Origin of the sequence: Bacillus sp. F19 (assembly GCA_023823795.1) — a bacterium.
GTDB lineage: Bacteria > Bacillota > Bacilli > Bacillales > Bacillaceae > Bacillus_P.
On record CP085711.1, the window covers coordinates 89296 to 109512 of the forward strand.

A 20217-nucleotide genomic window follows, 5' to 3' on the forward strand; every position below is an offset into this window, starting at 1 on the left:
ACTCGTCTAATAGACGAGTCTTTCTGTGTTTAATTTATGCTATTTATAATACTAAAAAGACTGCGATTTTAAGTTTTGCACTCTAAAACGGAACCCGTTAGTCTAGCATTCCTCTTTTTTTCGATATCAAAATCCTCATTAATGGCTTTACTCCAGAAAAGGGCGCAATTCTACACCAGAAATTGTGTTGTTTCTTTATGTTAGGGTGCCATTGTAAAACAACGCATCCTTTTTCAATGTGATTCTATTTATTTGGCAGATGAATTCCTTTGTATCTTATGTTAACCTAAAATAAAAACCAGTTAACAATTAAATTGTGTCAATCTATGTTGATAATGGGGGGATGGTTTTGATAGACCAGGAGAAAATGCATTGGGAAAAAGAGATCAAGGTAGAGTTAGCCCTTCTCGAGGAACTCTCACAGAAACGTCAGCTCGTTACGACTGAATCGGCTGTTCAGCCTTGGATTAAACGCAATGGAAAAAACATGTTGAACCTTGCGTCCAATGATTACTTAGGGTTCGCTGGAGATGAACGTCTAAAAAAAGCTATGGTGGATGCAGTTAAAATTCATGGTGCGGGCTCAACAGCATCCCGTTTGATTGTCGGTAATCATTTGCTTTATGAACAAACCGAAACCGCTCTTGTTAATTGGAAAAAGTCAGAAGCGGGACTTATTATCAATAGCGGTTATACAGCTAATCTAGGGATTATTTCATCACTTGCTGGACGCGGTGATTATGTTTTTAGCGACAAACTCAATCATGCCAGTATTATAGACGGTATACTCTTAAGCCGCGCCAAGAACCAGCGATATCGCCATAATGATTTAAAGCATTTAGAGTCGTTGTTGCAACAAGTCCCTATTGAAAAAAGAAAGCTGATAGTGACGGACTCTCTTTTTAGTATGGATGGTGATTTCGCTAATCTGTCCGGGCTGGTTCAGTTAAAAAAGAAGTATAACGCCATCTTAATGGTGGATGAAGCCCATTCAAGCGGAATATATGGTGAAAATGGCGAAGGTTATAGTCGTCAATTGAATCTTCAACAGGAAATAGACATTCAGATGGGTACGTTCAGCAAAGCGCTAGGATCGTTTGGTGCATATGTGGTCGGAAAAAAGTGGCTTATTGATTATTTAACAAATAAAATGCGAAGTCTCATCTTTACAACAGGGCTTCCACCAGCAATCCTCGGTTCGGCAAAAGCTTCTATTGAACTTGTTCAATCAGAATCAGAGAGACGAGAGCTGCTGAAATCACATGCGGCCTATGTGAGGGCTGCACTTGCTGACTCAGGATTTAATCTTTGTGGGAGCGAATCTCAAATTATTCCGATTATGATTGGTAAAAACGATAAAGCCATGGAGTTTGGGGCTGCTTTACAAGACGAAGGAATCGCTGCTATTCCTGTACGCCCGCCTTCTGTTCCGGAAAATGAAGCGAGAATTCGCATTACCGTTACTGCTCTACATCAAAAAGAAAATCTGGATTGGGCTTTAGACAGAATTGTGGTCCTAGGGAAAAGGATGGGAATTATTTAGTGAAGAAACCGCATCTTATCATGCTGCCGGGCTGGGGAATGGAGAAAGCAGTATTTCAAACGATAACAAAGCCTCTTGCAGAAATTGCCCAACTTTCCTTTGTGGAATGGAGAAACATTAGGAACACAGGCCATTTTAAAGAACGTATAAAAGAAACAGTACTCTTGATTAACGAACCTGTTTATATTCTAGGCTGGTCATTGGGTTCAATTGCTGCTTTAGAATTTGCAGCAGAGAATAATGGACTTGTAAAAGAACTTATACTCATTAGTGCAACAAGCCATTTTACGGCAGCTGCAGACGATCCAATTGGGTGGCAGCCACGTGTTGTTGAACGAATGAAAAAGCAGTTGAGACGAAATAAAGAAAAAATACTTTTAGATTTCTATGAAGTGATGTTTTCAAAATCGGAAAAGGAAGAATTTTCAACATTTACGAACCTCATCATACATGATTTTCAAGGAGATGATCTGGATTCCCTATGTACAGGGCTAGACTATCTGGCAGAAACCAATGTTAGAGAAAGCTTATCAAAGATAAAGGCGAATAGTTTATTGATTCATGGAACAGAAGATGCAATTTGTCCTTCAGAAGGGTCTTTATATATTAAGGAACAAATGAACGAAAAAGCCAAACGATATCTACTGCAAAACGCAGGGCATATCCCGTTTTTTACAAGATCAAGTGAATGTATGCGGTTGATTACACAATTTATACAAAGGAATGATCAGGATGATTAATAAACAGCTCTTACGGAAACGGTTCAGTGATAATGCAAAGACTTATGATCAGTATGCGAAGGTACAAAAAAAGATGGCCAATCAATTAATAAGTTCACTCCCAAAGTCAGATGATTTTATTAAAATACTTGAGATTGGTTGTGGATCAGGTTATTTGACTCAGTTAGTATGTAAAGCTTTTCCGAATGCAAGTATTACAGCTGTTGATCTCGCACCAGGTATGATTGAAATTGCGAAGAAAAGGGTGTTTTTGGAGCGAATTACTTTTTTATGCGGAGATATTGAAGAAATGGATTTCTCTCATAGCTTTGATATCATTATTTCAAATGCAACATTCCAATGGCTGAACTATCCTCAAAACGTCATTAAAAAGATGTATGGACTGCTTAATCAGGAAGGAACTCTTTCATTTTCAACCTTTGGAAAAGAAACCTTTCAAGAGCTTCATACTTCTTATAAAAAGGCGAAAGAGAAGTTCCAGATTGAAAATGCCAGCAGTCCGGGACAGGAGTTTTACAGTGCTGACGATCTTGTCGACCTTTGTGAAAGTAACTTACCTCCATCTTATGAAGTATTCGTTGAGAAATTTTATGAGCGAGAGTATTTTCATGATGTTCATGAATTCTTTACATCGGTCAGAAAAATTGGGGCAAATAATAGTAACAAAGCCAATTCCCTGCAGCGCCCATCTTTTATCAAAGAATTGATAAAGCAATACGAAACAAGTTTCCGTGATGAAAAGGGAGTAAAAGCAACCTATGATTGTTTGTTCTTAACCATTTTGAAAAAGGGGCATCAAATTGATTAAGAAATTAATTGCTCAGCAAAGAATCGGGGATACTAATCATTCAGCAATCGGGGGCTTATCCGGAACAAGGTAAGCTTCCTTTTTTATGAAAATAATTATTGAGTTAACTGTTTGATTTTGAAATAATTGGTACTAAGCAAACGGGCCATTTAATGGAATAAAGTTTTTTGAGTTAACTGGGCAGATTGATTAACAAGAAAAGGAAATTGAACTGGTTTTGTAGAATTAACTAGGCAATTCATTTTCTTGGAGGAATGACTGAATGGCAGAATTAATTTATCATGTTGCAGTTTCATTAGATAACTTTATTGCGGATCAAGGTATGATAGATGGGAATATTAATCAATCTCTCTTTTTATTTGATGGGGATCATGTCCCGGACTTTTTATCAGATATTCAGCATTACGAAGCAGTGTTGATGGGCGGAAAAACATATGAGTTTGGATTTCAATTCGGTGCTAAACCGGGTGAACCTGGCTATAAGGGCATAAAACATTACATATTTTCAAACTCCATGCAGTTTGAGTCGAACGAGGAAGTCGAACTTATTAAAGGAGATGCTATTGGGTTTATTAAGGATCTCAAACAGCAAGGGACCGGTAAAATTTGGCTATGCGGGGGCGGAGAATTGGCTGGGTCGTTGCTTAAACATAAACTCATTGATCAATTAGTGCTGAAGGTTAATCCAATTATAGTCGGTGAAGGTATTTCTCTATTCGGCAGCATAAAGCCATGTCTTAAATTAAGGTTAGTGGATATGAAACAGTATTCTAATGGAGTCGTCAAACCCACTTACAATATTATTTATACTTAGGAAGATTTTGGAGTACCCATGTTTTTAATATAAAATAAAGTTTCATCCAATTGTTCAATTATAGGGCGCGATTGTTGAACAAGAAGTAAAAGGGTGATACATATTATACATAACTAATATGTATCACTCTTTGTTTTTTATGACTTTTTACGATTTAGGTCTTGATAAAACCTTTTTGATCAATCCGTAGTGCTGCTGCATAATAATCTTAAATTCACAAAAAAACTGTCGTGTATTCGTGTATATTAATAAAGCAAAAACAATCCCGGGAGTGTCGAACAATAAAAATCACAGTGTATAAATAAACAAAACAGCCTTTAATCCTACCAGGCTGTTTTGAGAATCAAAAATTCTTACAAATTTAGGGATCTTAGAAGTCAGAAAATAAAGAGTACCAAAAATATAAATTAATATTAGTACTAGACATCTCGAAACATTAACATCCACTCTTTACTTTTTATTACTATATATGTTTTTATTATATATCCCTAACTAACATATCGATACCGGTAGTAGATCTGACTAATTTTAAACTTTCTGTAGACCCGGCCGATTGTTCTCGACAACAAAACTAGCACGTGTACTGATTGGCGCATCAGGTTTTGTAACGTAAGGAACGACTCTGAAGTCGGTAAGCCATCTCTCTTGCGTAAGGTTGCATCTTACATAGCCTCGCTGAGAGTTGTGAAATTTCATGTGAGGGTTTGCAGCTAACCATTCCTCTCCCAATTTGTCCATGTCGGCTCCGTCTTTCCCAGAAGTAATCGAGGTACCAAGAAATTCGGTTCCTATAGTAGCTGAGTTAGGATCATCAAAATTTTCCTTCAGTTCTGCAGCGAAGTTCCGATGTGCATCTCCCGTCAACACAACAAGGTTTTTGACTTTGCGTTCTATAATCTCGGAAAAGAGGCGCTTTCTGGCTCCCGCATAACCATCCCAAAGATCATTACCTATTTTCATAATAGGACCGGAATCGTGATCAGCCTGGGCCATGATAATTTGTTGGGCTAAGACATTCCAAGTAGCGATTGAGTTCCCAAGGTTATTTAACAGCCAACGCTCTTGCTCTTGTCCCAGCATAGTGCGATTCGGATCCATCGTTTCCTCAGTTGGTGAGCTAGTTTTTATCTGGTCGTCGCGGTACTGACGGGTGTCAAGTACATTGAATTGAGCTAAATTGCCGTAGGTTAGTTTACGGTAAAGCAACATGTCAGGTCCGTTTGGAAGAGATGTACTTCTTAGAGGTAAGTTTTCATAGAATGCTTGATAAGCAGCGCCTCTTTGTGCTAAAAAGTCTTCACGTGAAACTCCATATTCTGAAATATCGTCTGCGTAATTATTTTCCACTTCGTGGTCGTCCCCTGTTACTACCCATGGAAAATTAGCATGTGCTGCCTGAAGATCTGGGTCGGTTTTAAATAGAGAGTACCTAAGACGATACTGGCTCAACGTAACAGTTTGATTGTTGTGAACTGGTGGAAGAGATACATTTCTTACCCCTCCTGTCGGACCTATTTTATGCTCGTAAATGTAGTCTCCGAGGAAAAACACAAGATCTAACTCTTCTTGTGCCATGTGTTTATATGCGGTGTAGAAGCCTTCATACCATGCCTGACAAGAAGCGAATGCGAAAGATAAAGATTTTACCTGAGCACCGAAAGATGGAGCAGTCTTTGTTCTTCCTACAGTGCTTATTTCCTGTCCTGATTTAAATCTATACCAGTAGTAGCAGGCTGGTTTCAGTCCTCTGACCTCGACATGAACTGAGTGGGCAAGTTCCGGCAAAGCTAAAGCCGTTCCTCGTTTAACAACATTTCTGAACATCTCATCCTCAGCTACCTCCCAATGAACGGGAACATTATGGTCTAGCATCCCACCCAGGCCATCCTCAGCTAGTGGCTCAGGGGCAAGTCTAGTCCACAACACAACGCTGTCGGGTAAGGGATCTCCTGATGCAACACCAAGTTTAAATGGATAATCTTTAAACGTTGGTTCTTTAGAAGTAGCCAATACAGTATCTACAGGCATCAAGCTAAGAGCAACCAACGATGCAAAAGTTCCTCCTGAATACTTAATAAAACGTCTTCTGCTCATGTTTCCTTGATCAGGTACATATAGAGTTTTTTCTTTCTTATAAAACATGAATGTTCCTCCTTCGTTTATTAAACTTTTAATCCATGGCTTGTCTCCTTTTACCACATGTATTATTTTATTGATATATTTTTAAATTCAATTTGGGATAGTTTAAATATTTTGTAAAAATTTATATTATTTTGTAAATTATTGTTCTATTGTTAAAAATTTACCTTTATTTTTATTGTAGATTTGAAATTTTAAAAGTTTGATAATTTATAAAAAAGATTGATAATTTAAAACAAATTTTGATAAAACCCTGTTTTAATATAGGGTTTTTCTTTTAACCCTTAAACCCCAGCTGTATTGGTTCAATTAAAGGTCCAGATAATGGAATAACAGTTAGTTAATTACATGTCAATAGAGTTGAGTTTGGAAAAAAACAAATAGAGTTTAAAATCGTATACGATTTTAATCTCTATTTATCTTTGACAGTAATGGTTAGGGAGCTAGGCCAAAGTGGTCTATATATAAGCAAAGATTTACATTTTTATTATTCATACCTACAAAAACTACTAACCTCTTTGGAATAATATAGTTGAGTAATTGCCAAACATTGAAAGGAGGTGAAGTGATGTACGTGCGTATCGTAGTGTTTCTTCCTTTACTATTCCTGTTGGCTGTATTTATGCCGTCTATGGCATTTGCGGAAAATGGGGTCAATCAGACCGAAGTAAATGGGAAAGATGTTCAGAAAGCTAATGTTCAGAAAGTTGATGTTCAGAAAGCTGATGTTCAGAAAGCTAATGTTCAACAATCGACAAAAATAAACGATATAAGTGACAAAGCGAAGGAACAGTCTTCTAATGTGAATAAAAGTAAGAATGTTAACGCTTCTGTTAAAAATCAAGGCAAACCAAATGATTTACCTGACCAAGCAAATGACAAAGCAAAAGAAGCGGTCCATAAAGTAGTTCAAAACCAGGAAAAAGAAAAGAAACCAGATCCATCCCCACAAAAACGAAAGGGAACGGATTCTTTAAGTCAAAAAGGTGAAAAAACGAAAAAAAGAAACCTTTTACCAATAAAGGAACCTGTCTCGGATCGGAATAAAGAGCCTCATTATGTTGAGGAAGTTTATTCAAACAACGAGAGTAATTCTAATACTGAGAAAGTTGAATCCACTATTTCCAATAACGTTTCGAAAGAAGTGGAAAGTTCAAAGGAAGAATTGCCAATTCCATTACCAAATAAGAAGGTATGGGAGCTACATATTTTCCAAGTTCAACAATCCATTAAAACTCCTTTTGGTTTATCAAATGATTATAAAGGGAGCAATAAGATCAAAATGGATTTTTTGAATGATTATACAGGTCAATTGGGAGTTAGATTTAAAGAACCTTTTGTTTTGCGTCAACATGTTTATCGTAACCAATGGGTAAACGCGCCGCCAGCACCACCACCGAAATTTGCTCTTTCTTTCTTAAGTACTATATAAAATTAAAATTTATTAAGATATGAAGGAGCGAAATAAAAATGAAAATCAATTTATTAAACGGTAAAACTGTTGTAAAAACTTTAATTTTAGCGGGTGCACTTTCTATTGGATTCGGTGTTCAAATGAGCGAAGCGGCAGAAAAAGACAGTAAGGAAATGAACAATGCCAAGGTTGAACATAAAGTCCAAGCTAAAAAGAAAGTGGAAGTGAAAGAAAAAGTTAAAGTTGAAAAAGAAGTAGAAGTGAAAGAAAAAGCTGAAAAAGAAGTGAAAGTAAATCCATCTGCAGAAAATAAAGCAAACTCAATGGCAAGCGAAAGAGCTAGCGAGCAAGCAAAAGCAAACGCATCAGCTAATTCAGCAGTACATTTTTCAAGTAATGAAGAAGTAACAGAAGAAGAAGCGACTGAAGAAGAAGCAACAGAAGAAGAAGCGGCTAAAGAAGAAGAAGCTGCAGAAGAAGAAGCTGCAGAAAATAAAGCAAACTCAATGGCAAGTGAAAGAGCTAGCGAGCAAGCAAAAGCAAACGCATCAGCTAATTCAGCAGTACATTTTTCAAATAATGAAGAAGTAACAGAAGAAGAAGCGACAGAAGAAGAAGCGACAGAAGAAGAAGCAACAGAAGAAGAAGCTGCAGAAAATAAAGCAAACTCAATGGCAAGCGAAAGAGCTAGCGAGCAAGCAAAAGCAAACGCATCAGCTAATTCAGCAGTACACTTTTCAAATAATGAAGAAGTAACAGAAGAAGAAGCGACTGAAGAAGAAGCAACAGAAGAAGAAGCAACAGAAGAAGAAGCAACAGAAGAAGCAACAGAAGAAGAAGCGGCTGAAGAAGAAGCAACGGAAGAAACAGTAAATCCTTCTGCTGAAAACAAGCTAAATGCTATGGCAAGTGTAAATGCTAGCGAGCAAGCTAAAATACATGCTTCTTCTAACTCTGCTGTTCTTGCTGGTTTAGAAGAAGAGGTAGTAGAAGAAGAGGTAGTAGAAGAAGAAGTAGCAGAAGAAGTAGCAGTAGTAGAAGAAGTAGTAGTAGAAGAAGTAACAACTGAAGAATAAGGGTGGTGCTACACCCCCGATAGTTGTCGTAAAGCTCTGTGGAGAGTAATCTCCGCAGGGTTTTTTTGATCGTTAAGAAAGTATATATTGGCAGCGATGAAGTGATACCGGAATAGTAGCCAATTTTAAAAAGTAAGAATAAGTTATTTTCTATCATTTTAAATCTTCCTTATTCCAGAAAAGGGCGCTTATCCAGCCTAGCAGTAGACGATAAAAAAGGAAATATGTAGTAGTAAATAGAACTATAACTTTAGAGAAGGAGATGAGGCTATGGATATGGATCGTTTATTTTTAATTGAAAAGATGCCCAACTTGAGCTTAGAATTTTCGAGATTAGTTTCTATGATGAATTATGCACGATTTACAACGCTGCGAGATGTTTCCGATTTAAGTGTGAAGGAGCTAGATTTCTTATCTTACGATCATGCAAATTCGATTGGGATGCTTCTGTTACATATGGCTGCGGTAGAAGTCGCCTATCAGGTTCACACATTTGAAAATCGTGAGCTTACGGTTGATGAGCTATCCATTTGGGAACCCGCATTACAGCTTGGAGAATTGGGGAGAGAGAAAATAAAAAACTATCCTATTGAATTTTACTTGGAGAAGCTGCATACTGTGCGTCATAATACATTACAGAGATTTCAAACACTTCCTGATGAATGGCTATACACTACAACACCATTTTGGTACGACAAGCCTGCTAATAATTATTTTAAATGGTTTCACGTATTTGAAGACGAAATCAGCCATCGCGGGCAAATACGCATAATCAAAAATTGCTACAAAAGCAGACCGAATAAAGAGAAAATTGACAGCATATGAGCTGTCAATTTTTCAATCTATACCGATTTATACTGGCTACAACCCAGCCTTTTGGTTATTTCTTCATTTTTCCAAAAATTATGTTCATTCAAACATATCTTATTTATATTGGATAGTTTTGTAGAAAAATACTGAGAAAGCTTGTATGTACGTATACACATGTAAAAACTTTACAAAAATCTCACATGAGTTAGGTTGTGAACTTATGCGAATTTGTGTTATTTATAGAATAAGTAAAAAAATTAAGAAATACCAAATTTGCCTAATAACTAAAGCAGGTGAAAATATTGTTAGCTCATGAGCGTCATGAAAATATAATGGAATGCTTACGAAAAAATAAGTCTGTCAAGGTGTCTTCGATCACAAAAACGTTTGGTGTGTCTACCGAAACAGTCCGCAGGGATTTTGAATATCTCGAGAAAGAAGGGTATATAAGAAGGGTGCGCGGTGGAGCGGTTTTAGATAATGCGAACAGTCAAGAAATCAATTTCTCATTGCGGGAAACCAAAAATATTGAGGAAAAGATGGAAATAGCGAAGATTGCTGCACATTATGTTACAGAAGGACAATCCATTGCATTAGATGTCAGCACAACAAATACCGAATTGGCGAAAGAATTAAAAAGCAGGTTTCAAAGACTTACCATTTTAACAAATTCCTTAATCATTGCCAAAGAACTTTCAGAAATGCCTCATTATACGATTTTGATGCCGGGGGGAGTGCTAAGGAATGAAGAGTTGTGCATCGTAGGTCAGACCGCGGAGGAGTTTTTCAAAGGATTTCATATCGATACATTTTTTATGAGTATCAGCGGCATTTCGTTGACGGAAGGACTAACGGATTACGGATTAGGTGAATACCAAGTAAAAATGAAGATGCTGGGGAATTCTCGAAATTGTATTGTCTTAGCAGACAGCAGCAAATTTGATGTTGCATCCTTATTGAAGGTTTGCCAGTTTGATAGGATTGACCGTATTATTTCTGATTCAAACCTATCCGAAAAGGTACTGCAGAAATATAAAAAAGAAGGTATTGAAATTGTGAATAAGATTAATTTGAAGGAAAAGTAGCCGTCTACTTTCCTTTTTTTTATGTGTTTTTTAAACTCAGTTTATCTCATTTCAGCTTCTCTCCTCAAATTTCAAGTAGCAAAGTAAATCTTTTATTTTTTGCAGCCAGGAAAATAAAATCCACCATCAGCTATTTATGTGCAATTGTGTGTTTTTGTGTGATTTTTCATAAAAAACAACAATAATTTACACGATATTTACAGAAAATCAATAATGATTGTGTATTATTTGTTTATACAATAGGTAATTTGTGTGAGTATGTTATATTTTATGCTGTTTTGAGGTGGCGTCTATTGTCATGTATTCCCCCTATTCTAGGAGGTGATGTTTCAAAATATCGGCGTACCAGGATTAAAGCACCATTTCAGTTTAATGAGAGCAGTAGAAGGAGAAAATCAAGGTTCCAATATTGGACTCGAAAGGGGGATTTCCGTGACGAAAAATCTCCTCTCATCCCGATCGATGGGAGGATGCCCGCCATCTTTGTAAAGCGGGGCGACCTTCTTCAGCACAATGGAGTCGTCGACATGATCGATATAATCAATATTCCGCATCAAAGTTTCGCTGCGGTTTTGTTTTTTACTCAATTTTACAAGCTTTTTGAACAGACTCTTAAAATACTTAAAATATGGAGGTTTTCTGTAATGAAAAGAATTTTATCTATTACCCTCGCATTCACGATGATATTCGTTATGTTATCGACCACCGCAGACGCACTTACAAACAAGTCGGACGACAATATCGTCAAAATCGACAATATGCAGCCGGTTTACGGTCAAACGATCACCGCCAGTGTAATCATGGATGATGATTCAATGGGCAAAAATCTAACATTTCAATGGCAAGTACAGGAATCACGTATAAGCAATAAATATATTAATGTCAAATCGGGTGGTACATCCAAAAGCTACACCGTAACGTTAAATGATATTGGTAAAAAATTACGCGTTGTAGTTGGTTTACCATCAAATGGTGACAGAAAAACTTCATTGCCCACGAACGCAGTATTAAATGCCAATCCCCTTATTGCATCGATGAAATTCGACAATAATTTAAAGGACGATGCAAATCAAGAGAACTTGGAAGGGAAAGGAAATTATAGTTATGTAGACGGTGTATTACCCGGGACCAAAGCTCTGCACTTAGAAAGCGGAGACGGCAATTATGTCGGTACGACGCATAGCTTGAATTTTGGTAATGACAGTTTTACCACATCCTTCTGGTATAAGGGTGACACTAACAATAATCAGGTCATATTATCAAACAAGGATTTTACTAAGAGCTCTAACGAAGGCTGGGCGATTTATACATCAGCCAATTCGGTCAATATGAATTTAGGATTCCCGACCACATCAGTAAAATTTGGGCGCGACACGTTTAATGCTTCCGATTGGCGTTACGTGACATTTGTTGTAGACAGAGATAAAATGCTCGGATCGTTGTATATTGATGGTTACAAAATGACTGAAACTTCGCTTGGAATCGGAACTTTAGATACATCGAACCCATTAAATATAGGTAGCGACGGATTGGGCAAACATGGCGGTAATTCATTCGATATAGCTGATCTGAATGTTTGGAAAGGTGCATTTAGCAGTGATGTAGTTCAAGCTAATTATAATAGTTACGCTGTAAATAAAGTAGATATGAACGCACTTAACGACACAATATCAGAAGCAAATACAATAATAGCAGACGGTCTCGGCAAAGGCTTCAGCCAAACCGATTTTGATCATTTGAAAAAGGTTTTGAATACGGCAACTACGGTTGCAACAACGCAAAAAGTAAAATTATATACACAGGAAACCATCAATTATTACGTACGTGAACTAAAAAACGCCTTATTCATCTATCAAAAAAGCAATAAAACATTAACTCCCGCCGGTTTAAATATGATTGTGGACAGCGACCCGGAAATCAGTGGTAATCCCGCAACACACGCACGCATTGAAAAAGATTACAGAACAGAACTGAGACTATTCCCACAGGCCGACGTACTCTTTATTCCTGGCGACGTTACCGGCGGTAACAAAGCTGAGGAATATGTGTGGATGAAGCACCTGACAGACGTACACAATAAACTTAAAAGTGAGGGACTGTTTGACAATACGAAGCTTTATATGGTAAGAGGCAACCATGATATGGCCGGCTCCCAAAATTTAATACCTATCGGTTCGGCGGGCGCGTGGAACGAGTCAACGAATTCATACGATAACAATTTCTATAACGATGCTTATAGGGTAAAGGTAAAAGGATATAATTTTGTGGGTTTTGACGGAAATTTTAACAACAGCAATACGGTGGGAAAAACCAACAATTTCCTCGACCAAATTAAAAAAGAAGAGGATTACGATCCAACCAAACCGATATTTGTATCTTCTCACTACCCTATAAGCGGAACCGCGTGGGGATCGGCATGGAGCAGCGCGGGAAGTAATGCTGTAGGTAAATATATTGCTGACAATAACTTTTCGCAGGTGGTATATATGTCAGGTCATACGCAATACGACCCGACCGACGAACGTTCTCACTATCAAGGTGCGGCTACGTATCTCGACAGCGGTGCGAGTTCATATTCCAGTTATATTGATAACGGTCCGTACGGCGGATATATAGAAGGCTCGTATATCAACTACCATACCACACCCCGCATCGCGAATTTCATAGAGGTTTACGGTTCAAAAATGATCATCAAACAGTATAATTTAAGTACAGATGAATATGTAGGGACACCTTCTGTAAAAGTCGTTGGTGAAGGCAAAGATGCCTTTACCTATAGCAGGAGCGATATAAGAGAACTCATAGCTCCGCAGTTTGAAGAGGGTATTACGGTCGATTCCTACAAAAACAACGAACTTGCTTTTACAATAAAGCAAGCAAATGACAATGTGCGCGTTTTGGAATATAATATTCAGCTTATCAACAAGCTCACGGGGAAAGTGGACAAATCGTTTAACAGCCTGTCGCTTCCGCTAGACAAACCATTCGATGAATACAGACATTATAAGTTTACAGATTTGTCGCCGACTACTCCATATATACTCAGGGTATTCGCCGACGATTCCATGTATAACCGTTCGTCGCAGGACATTGACATTGAGGCTCAAAGTTTTAATTTAAACAGCATCACTGCGCCTGCTGACATAACAGAGGTGACAATCGGAACGGCGAAGACAGCGGACGCCCTTGGATTGCCAAAGACAGTATCCTTGGTTTCCGATCTAGAAAACAGGGTGGATGCCGATGTGACATGGAATGTAGATGCTTCAAACTATGATCCCACTGTAAAGACAGCACAGACCTTTACTGTAAATGGAACTGTAACTTTGCCAACTGGGGTGAAAAATCCCAATAACGTGCCTTTGACAACAAGCATTAAAGTAACGGTTAATAAGATCCCAGCGTGGACCGCCGCAGTTACCGCTTCATCGTATTTCAATGACAATTATTCTCCCGACAAAGCGTTCGATGGCATCATAGGGCAATCGGGTAGTAGCGAATGGGCGTCCAAGGGAGAACAGAATCCATGGATCCAGCTGAATTGGGAAACGAATCAAACGTTCAACAAGATTATCTTTCATGATCGGCCCAATTTAGCTGACTGGGCGCCCGGCGGAACGCTTACCTTTAGCGACGGAAGCACTGTGACGGTTTCAGGAATCCCGAATGACGGGAGCGCTTATTCTGTAACTTTCCCTGACAAGACGGTGACATGGGTCAAATTCCAGGTATCCGGTGGAAGCGGACCAAATGTCGGCTTGTCGGAAATGAAAATTTTCGCGCCGGTGCTTCCGGCTGCGGAGACTAGCGTCCATGAAACAGAAACTGTAAAGAATTAGCTTCTAACTTAAAAGAATTTATTGTATTGAATTCTGAATTTGAAGATGAGATTGATGAGGATTAATAAATAAGAATTTCCAATACTAGCTAATAAAAAACTTATTCGTTATTCAATTAAATGGCGTAGTTTGTGCCGATATTTGGATATTATTTAGATGAATTGAAAATTAAAAAAGCTAGGAAGCCATTTACCTAGCTTATACAGACTCCATGGGGAATTGTGGATAGGATTAACATATAATTTATTCTCCTATAAATCTCTAAAGGCTAATCACTCACTTGTGATTCAGCCTTTTTTTTGAAAATGGATTGTAATATGGAAAAAAGTGATGTACTATTAGATTGTGAAATATTTCACAAACTATATTTCCTTTTTTGCAAACTTAATGAGATGAAAGGATGAAACTTATGACAAAAGAAAAAGTAAGCCGTGTCGCATTAATTGGAACAGGATTTGTAGGATCAAGCTACGCCTTTGCTCTTATGAACCAGGGAATTGTAGATGAGTTGATTATGATTGATGTAAATAAAGAAAAAGCAATTGGTGATGTGATGGATTTGAATCATGGGAAAGTATTCGCCCCAGATCCAACAAATATTCGATTTGGAGAGTATGAAGATTGTGAAGATGTAGATTTAGTTGTTATTTGTGCAGGAGCGAACCAAAAACCAGGAGAAACACGCCTTGATCTTGTGGATAAAAATCTGAAGATATTTAAAAAAATTGTTGAGCATGTCATGGCTAGTGGATTTGATGGCATCTTTCTTGTTGCAACCAATCCCGTTGACATCTTAACATACGCTACATGGCATTATAGTGGGTTACCAAAAGAACGAGTTATTGGATCTGGTACCATTCTTGATACAGCTCGTTTCCGTTTCCTGCTAGGAGATTACTTTAATGTCGCACCGAAAAATGTGCATGCGTATATCATCGGAGAACACGGTGACAGCGAGCTACCTGTTTATAGTTCTGCAGACGTGGGTGGTATTCCCGTTTTGAAAATGATTGAACGCCAAGAACACTATAAAAAAGAAGACTTAGATGAGATTTTTATTAATGTACGTGATGCAGCCTACAAAATCATCGAAGGTAAAGGTGCTACTTACTACGGCATCGCCATGGGACTTGTGCGAATTACAAAAGCCATTCTCCATAATGAAAATAGCGTGTTAACTGTCTCTGCTCATCTGGATGGCCAGTATGGTGAAAAGCATGTGTACATGGGTGTTCCTGCAATCATTAATCGTAATGGGATCCGAGAAATTGTCGAATTAGAACTCAATCAAGAAGAACAACAAAAATTCCAACACAGTGCATATGTCTTAAAAGACATTTTGGCGCCTTATTTTGAAGAAGTAAAATAATTACTTTAAATAGAAAGAAGGAAGCATCATGTGGATTCAAGACTATAATCCATTGAATAACACGTACTTATCAGCCTTGGTTGCTGCCCTTCCTGTCATATTCTTTCTTTTGGGTCTGACTGTATTCAAAATGAAGGGTATTATCGCAGCCCTTCTTACACTAATCATTAGCATAGGTGTATCGGCATTTTTATTCCAGATGCCATTTTCAAAAGCAATTGCTGCAGTCTTACATGGGATTGCAAATGGTTTGTGGCCAATCGGCTACATCGTGATCATGGCAGTTTGGCTCTATAAAATTGCCGTTAAAACAGGGAAATTTGACGTGATTCGAGGAAGTATCGCAAATATCTCTCAAGACCAACGACTTCAGGTATTACTGATCGGCTTTAGTTTCAATGCCTTTTTAGAAGGGGCAGCCGGTTTTGGTGTTCCAATAGCCATTTCTGCTGCCTTACTAACAGAACTTGGGTTCCGTCCATTGAAAGCTGCGATGCTTTGTTTAATCGCAAATGCTGCGTCTGGTGCATTTGGTGCAATTGGAATTCCTGTTATCGTCGGTGCGCAAATGGGGAATATGGCACCAATCGATTTATCCCGGACACTGGCTTGGACACTGCCTTTTATCTCATTTATTGTTCCATTTTTACTTGTCTTTATCCTCGACAAATGGAAAGGCATAAAAGAAACGTTACCAGCTTTACTTGTCGTGAGTGGAACATATACAGTTCTTCAAACATTCACTATTATCTTTTTAGGGCCAGAGCTAGCAAACATTATTTCTGCTCTTATGAGTATGGCCGTTCTTGCACTTTTCTTAAATAAATGGCAGCCTAAAAATATCTATCGTGAAAATCCTGACGAAGAGGCGGGCGTACAGCAAAGCTACTCTCTTAAAGAAACTATTCTTGCTTGGTCTCCGTTTTACATTTTGACAGGAATGATTACGATCTGGAGTCTTCCAGCTTTCAAAGCTCTCTTTTTAGAAGGAGGTCTCCTCTATAAAACAACATTACTGTTACCGATTCCTGGATTAGACGGTCAAATCGTGAAAGTACCACCTATTGCTGTGGCAGAAACACCATTAGCTGCAATCTTTAAACTGGACTTGATTTCTGCAACAGGTACGGCGATTTTCTTAGCAGTTATGTTAACAGGTATGTTTAGTAAAGGAATTACTTTAAAACAAGGCTTTAAGAGCTTAGGAGATACTCTGAAAGAACTTTGGATCCCTGTTTTAACCATCTGTTTCATTATGGGATTTGCCAATCTTTCAAACTATGCAGGCCTTTCTTCTTCAATCGGTCTTTCACTCGCAAAAACAGGCGACATCTTTCCATTATTTTCTCCTGTTCTTGGATGGATTGGCGTATTTATCACTGGCTCTGTTGTAAGCAACAATGCCTTATTTGGAAATCTTCAAGTCGTGACAGGTACACAGATTGGCACAAGTTCTTCTCTCCTTCTTGCAGCCAACACAAGTGGTGGGGTGATGGCCAAACTGATCTCACCACAATCTATTGCCATTGCAACAGCAGCCGTACAAGAAACGGGTCAAGAATCCACATTACTTAGAATGACAATCATATATAGTCTGGCGCTGCTTGTCCTCATCAGCATATGGACTTATCTTTTATCTCTTTTTGGCATCTAATAGAATGTAACGCCCTCTATAGATAGAGTAAGAAAAATAGGTCGTGAAAGCCACGCCCTATTTTTTGTGATACAGTTCGAATTGTGAGAAATTCTTCTTCACTTAAGAATATCTTGCTTAATATAACCGTAATGATTGGTTCTATGGAGGCAGCAGCACTAGTGTAAGAAACATTGGTGTAGAGCAGAGAGGCAAAAAAGCTTAGCGGGGCTATTGCTGTGAATATTCCAGCTCCAAAATAACATAAGTTTGGAGACCTGAAATTTTCTTTTCAAAGTTTCCTTTATCCGTTTTCTGTAAGATTCCATTATCATTAATGCTTAAATCCATCTTCTACCTATTTGAATATCCTTCTGATATATTTGTATTTGGGGCACTACCTTACGGCCACTATTTAATTAAACGTTTGTTTAGAACTTATAAGTATAAAAATGAGGATTCTTTTTCCCTATGAAGCACAGTTAGACTTCTTTTCCTTTTAAAAGCTATTTCGGCGGCAGCACAACAGACTGATCAGAAAGGGGAAAACTTCTTTCTGTCATGGTGTACGTGTCGCTTCGGCATTAAATGATCTGAAAAACACTAACATTCCGTAGGTTCCTGTCCCATTTGCGGTCAGCCGCCATACCGAACGAGTCGAAAGCATGAATACCAGAAAATGACGAGATAAAAGAATATTAGATTGCAGGGTAAGCAGCCATTTACGGCTGCTTTTTCATTGTTCTTTTCCCTTTTGAATCCGAATCGTAAAACAGCGTAAGCCGACTACTTTTCCAGCCGGCAGGTACCCGAACCTTTCCGACAGGAAACGAAGACGGCGAGTCAATCGATCAAGGGCAAAAAACTTTTTTATTAAAATCGCTTTCGCAACATAAAAAACTTTTTATGCTAATCCCTTGACCGACTGCCTATACGTGTTTTTCGTTCTCCTTGCAAAAGTGGAAAAATCATCCCCCTTTGGGGAACATCAGCGCTTCGGCTTCAAAAGGGACAACCCATGATTAAAAAGAAAAGGAGGAAAAGAAAAAACCTTAAAAATAGGAAAAGAAAATCCAAAAATCATAATTACAAAGGAGAATGACTTTAGAATCTATTTTTCCCTAAATTTATTTCGTAAGCCAATAAAAGGAGGACTAAAAAATGTTCGCCTGAAACAGTGGTTGATTTTATTTAACATTTATCAACGGAAACGGAAATACATGGATTGTTATTCATATTTCCTGACTGAATTGTTAATCATATATGAATCTATTGTTTTTTGTAAAATTTTGTTAAGTTTAGGTAAATGATATTTATAGTCTAGTATAAAGCAATATAATGAAACTGTTCTGATTTTGGCAGTCCTACTTATTTCATCAAAAGGAGAATAAAAAAATGAAGATAAAAAAATTACTTATAGTTGGTTTGGCAGCAACTACGATTGCAAATGTGGGGGCAACACAACAAGCTAGTGCTTCTATGGTAACTCCATCGTCTATTACTGATAGCAAAGAATTTGATAAGCTTCATTCTAAACTGCTAGATCATCGAAAAAATGCTCCTCTTATGATTACAGCACACCGTGGGCAGCACCGTGAATACCCGGAAAACTCGCTGGGGGCAATTAAAGAGGCGATCAAGGACGGCGCTGAAATCGTCGAAATCGACGTTATGCTGACAGCGGACGGGGTACCTGTCTTAATGCATGACACAACTGTGGACCGAACCACCAACGGAACAGGAAAGGTTAGTGATTTCACTCTGGCAGAAATTAAGGAGCTCCGCCTAAAAGAAGGTTTTGGTGGACAAACGGCTAAGTTAACGGACTACACGGTTCCCACTTTGGAGGAAGCTATGCTTGCAGTCAAGAATCGTGCTATCGTAAACCTTGATAAAGGCTGGCCAATCCGTGAGCAAATGTACGACGTGCTTGTCAAAACGGATACTGTTGATCATGGATTGTTCAAGGGAAGCCCAAATGTGGCAGAAGCGGCAGAATTTATGGCAAAGGATCCGGAAATTCTGTATATGCACATTATTAATGATGGCACTCCTAACACTGCTGACACAGTAGACACATTCCCAGGACGCCAGCCAGTAGCATATGAGGTCATTTTTAATGATTTAAATGATCCACAAATTCAACCGGAGAAAATAAAACAAATTCAGAAAAACAGCAGGGTTTTTGTCAACGTCATGTGGTATGGCCTTGCCGGGAGATATACAGATGAGGCATCACTGCGGGATGTAAATCTTGGATGGAAAGCTGTAACGGACCTTGGTGCGAACATTATGCAAACCGACAATGTCGAGGCGATGGATTACTGGCGCGACGGACGTAATATGAAGTTCTGGGATGCGCAAGAAGGAAATCGAACCGTCCGTGTTGGGGCAGAGGACTATCTACCAGGTGGACAGGGTGTCGGTTATTATGATATTGATCCAAACTACAATGACCCTTCAAGATTTTTTGACTGGATTGATGTCGCTGACAGAACTGGTGCGATCGTTGTAAAATCAAACGAGGCGGGGGAATGGGCTAAATATGAAGTGAACATTCCGAAATCAGGTTTGTATAAAATCTCAGGTCGCGTGTCTGGGACTGCGAAAGTTACTCCAATTTTTTATCCAACGGGTAAAATCAGATTAGAATGGGATGGAGATTTTAGCGAGGAGATAGAAGTGGTAAACACTACGGGTTCCGATATTTATGCACTTCAAGAATTTGAGTATAGATATCTGGAACAAGGAACTCATTCCTACACTGTCCATATCACTGAACGTGGTTCTTATCAAATGGACTACATCCAGTTTGATTTGCAGAAATAACCTCCCATTTGTGGTTAAAGAGTGAGTCATAATAAAAAGATTTTCAAGTTGCTTCAAAGCTCTGAAGCAACTTTCTTCTATATTAAATTTTCATTTGAATTTTGTTGAATTAAACTGC

General features: G+C 38.3%; 15 protein-coding genes. 13 read left to right on the forward strand and 2 right to left on the reverse strand.

Annotated features, from left to right (window positions below; all coding sequences use genetic code 11):
- Nucleotides 1–367 precede the first annotated feature (367 nt).
- The 4 genes from bioF to LIT25_26405 all read left to right on the forward strand — a co-directional run bounded on the left by bioF (nt 368) and on the right by LIT25_26405 (nt 3905).
- The gene (bioF, locus tag LIT25_26390) at nt 368–1543 is read left to right on the forward strand and encodes an 8-amino-7-oxononanoate synthase (protein USK36769.1); all 1176 of its coding nucleotides are present in this window, start codon (nt 368–370) and stop codon (nt 1541–1543) included.
- A complete protein-coding gene (locus LIT25_26395; GenBank protein USK36669.1) occupies nt 1543–2283 on the forward strand; it encodes an alpha/beta hydrolase in 741 nt (246 codons plus the stop codon). Before bioF ends, LIT25_26395 begins: the two co-directional genes overlap by 1 nt.
- Nucleotides 2276–3091: a malonyl-ACP O-methyltransferase BioC gene (gene bioC, locus LIT25_26400; protein USK36670.1), complete on the forward strand. Its 816-nt coding sequence runs from the start codon at nt 2276–2278 to the stop codon at nt 3089–3091. Before LIT25_26395 ends, bioC begins: the two co-directional genes overlap by 8 nt.
- Before the next feature lie 262 nt (nt 3092–3353).
- Nucleotides 3354–3905 carry a dihydrofolate reductase family protein gene (locus tag LIT25_26405; protein ID USK36671.1) on the forward strand — a complete coding sequence of 184 codons (552 nt, stop codon included), beginning with the start codon at nt 3354–3356 and terminating at the stop codon, nt 3903–3905.
- Nucleotides 3906–4433: 528 nt separating this feature from the next.
- Here LIT25_26405 and LIT25_26410 read toward each other — a convergent pair.
- Nucleotides 4434–6047 carry an alkaline phosphatase D family protein gene (locus tag LIT25_26410; protein USK36672.1) on the reverse strand — a complete coding sequence of 538 codons (1614 nt, stop codon included), beginning with the start codon at nt 6045–6047 and terminating at the stop codon, nt 4434–4436.
- Between the two features lie 565 nt (nt 6048–6612).
- On the opposite strand from LIT25_26410, the gene LIT25_26415 reads away from it, so the two are divergent.
- From LIT25_26415 to LIT25_26450, 8 genes are all read left to right on the forward strand, one after another.
- Nucleotides 6613–7476, forward strand: coding sequence for a hypothetical protein (locus tag LIT25_26415; protein USK36673.1), 864 nt, complete (start codon nt 6613–6615; stop codon nt 7474–7476).
- A gap of 38 nt (nt 7477–7514) precedes the next feature.
- Nucleotides 7515–8534, forward strand: a complete 1020-nt coding sequence (locus LIT25_26420) for a hypothetical protein (GenBank protein USK36674.1) — start codon at nt 7515–7517, stop codon at nt 8532–8534.
- A 276-nt stretch (nt 8535–8810) separates the two neighbouring features.
- The gene (locus LIT25_26425) at nt 8811–9359 is read left to right on the forward strand and encodes a DinB family protein (GenBank protein ID USK36770.1); all 549 of its coding nucleotides are present in this window, start codon (nt 8811–8813) and stop codon (nt 9357–9359) included.
- Between the two features lie 287 nt (nt 9360–9646).
- Nucleotides 9647–10429, forward strand: coding sequence for a DeoR/GlpR family DNA-binding transcription regulator (locus tag LIT25_26430; GenBank protein USK36675.1), 783 nt, complete (start codon nt 9647–9649; stop codon nt 10427–10429).
- 324 nt (nt 10430–10753) lie between these two features.
- Entirely contained in the window at nt 10754–10918 is a 165-nt protein-coding gene (locus LIT25_26435; protein ID USK36676.1) for a hypothetical protein, read from the forward strand.
- Nucleotides 10900–14268 (forward strand): metallophosphoesterase, encoded by a 3369-nt coding sequence (locus tag LIT25_26440; protein USK36677.1) that lies wholly within the window; start codon nt 10900–10902, stop codon nt 14266–14268. The genes LIT25_26435 and LIT25_26440 overlap by 19 nt, the downstream gene beginning before the upstream one ends.
- Nucleotides 14269–14677: 409 nt before the next feature.
- On the forward strand, nt 14678–15637 hold the full coding sequence (locus LIT25_26445; protein USK36678.1) for an L-lactate dehydrogenase: 960 nt from the start codon (nt 14678–14680) through the stop codon (nt 15635–15637).
- A 28-nt stretch (nt 15638–15665) separates the two neighbouring features.
- Nucleotides 15666–17291 (forward strand): L-lactate permease, encoded by a 1626-nt coding sequence (locus LIT25_26450; protein USK36679.1) that lies wholly within the window; start codon nt 15666–15668, stop codon nt 17289–17291.
- A gap of 16 nt (nt 17292–17307) precedes the next feature.
- Here LIT25_26450 and LIT25_26455 read toward each other — a convergent pair whose 3' ends face one another.
- On the reverse strand, nt 17308–17517 hold the full coding sequence (locus LIT25_26455; protein USK36771.1) for a hypothetical protein: 210 nt from the start codon (nt 17515–17517) through the stop codon (nt 17308–17310).
- Between the two features lie 1178 nt (nt 17518–18695).
- Between LIT25_26455 and LIT25_26460 the strand changes: the two genes are divergently transcribed.
- Nucleotides 18696–20099, forward strand: a complete 1404-nt coding sequence (locus LIT25_26460; protein USK36680.1) for a hypothetical protein — start codon at nt 18696–18698, stop codon at nt 20097–20099.
- Nucleotides 20100–20217 lie beyond the last annotated feature (118 nt).

Excerpts from the sequence above, each read along its gene's own strand:
- bioF (USK36769.1), top strand. The coding sequence starts at position 368 with ATGCATTGGGAAAAAGAGATCAAGGTAGAGTTAGCCCTTCTCGAGGAA.
- LIT25_26410 (USK36672.1), bottom strand. The coding sequence starts at position 6,047 with ATGTTTTATAAGAAAGAAAAAACTCTATATGTACCTGATCAAGGAAAC.
- LIT25_26450 (USK36679.1), top strand. The coding sequence starts at position 15,666 with ATGTGGATTCAAGACTATAATCCATTGAATAACACGTACTTATCAGCC.
- LIT25_26445 (USK36678.1), top strand. The coding sequence starts at position 14,678 with ATGACAAAAGAAAAAGTAAGCCGTGTCGCATTAATTGGAACAGGATTT.
- bioC (USK36670.1), top strand. The coding sequence starts at position 2,276 with ATGATTAATAAACAGCTCTTACGGAAACGGTTCAGTGATAATGCAAAG.
- LIT25_26425 (USK36770.1), top strand. The coding sequence starts at position 8,811 with ATGGATCGTTTATTTTTAATTGAAAAGATGCCCAACTTGAGCTTAGAA.
- LIT25_26415 (USK36673.1), top strand. The coding sequence starts at position 6,613 with ATGTACGTGCGTATCGTAGTGTTTCTTCCTTTACTATTCCTGTTGGCT.
- LIT25_26405 (USK36671.1), top strand. The coding sequence starts at position 3,354 with ATGGCAGAATTAATTTATCATGTTGCAGTTTCATTAGATAACTTTATT.
- LIT25_26440 (USK36677.1), top strand. The coding sequence starts at position 10,900 with ATGCCCGCCATCTTTGTAAAGCGGGGCGACCTTCTTCAGCACAATGGA.
- LIT25_26420 (USK36674.1), top strand. The coding sequence starts at position 7,515 with ATGAAAATCAATTTATTAAACGGTAAAACTGTTGTAAAAACTTTAATT.
- LIT25_26435 (USK36676.1), top strand. The coding sequence starts at position 10,754 with ATGTTTCAAAATATCGGCGTACCAGGATTAAAGCACCATTTCAGTTTA.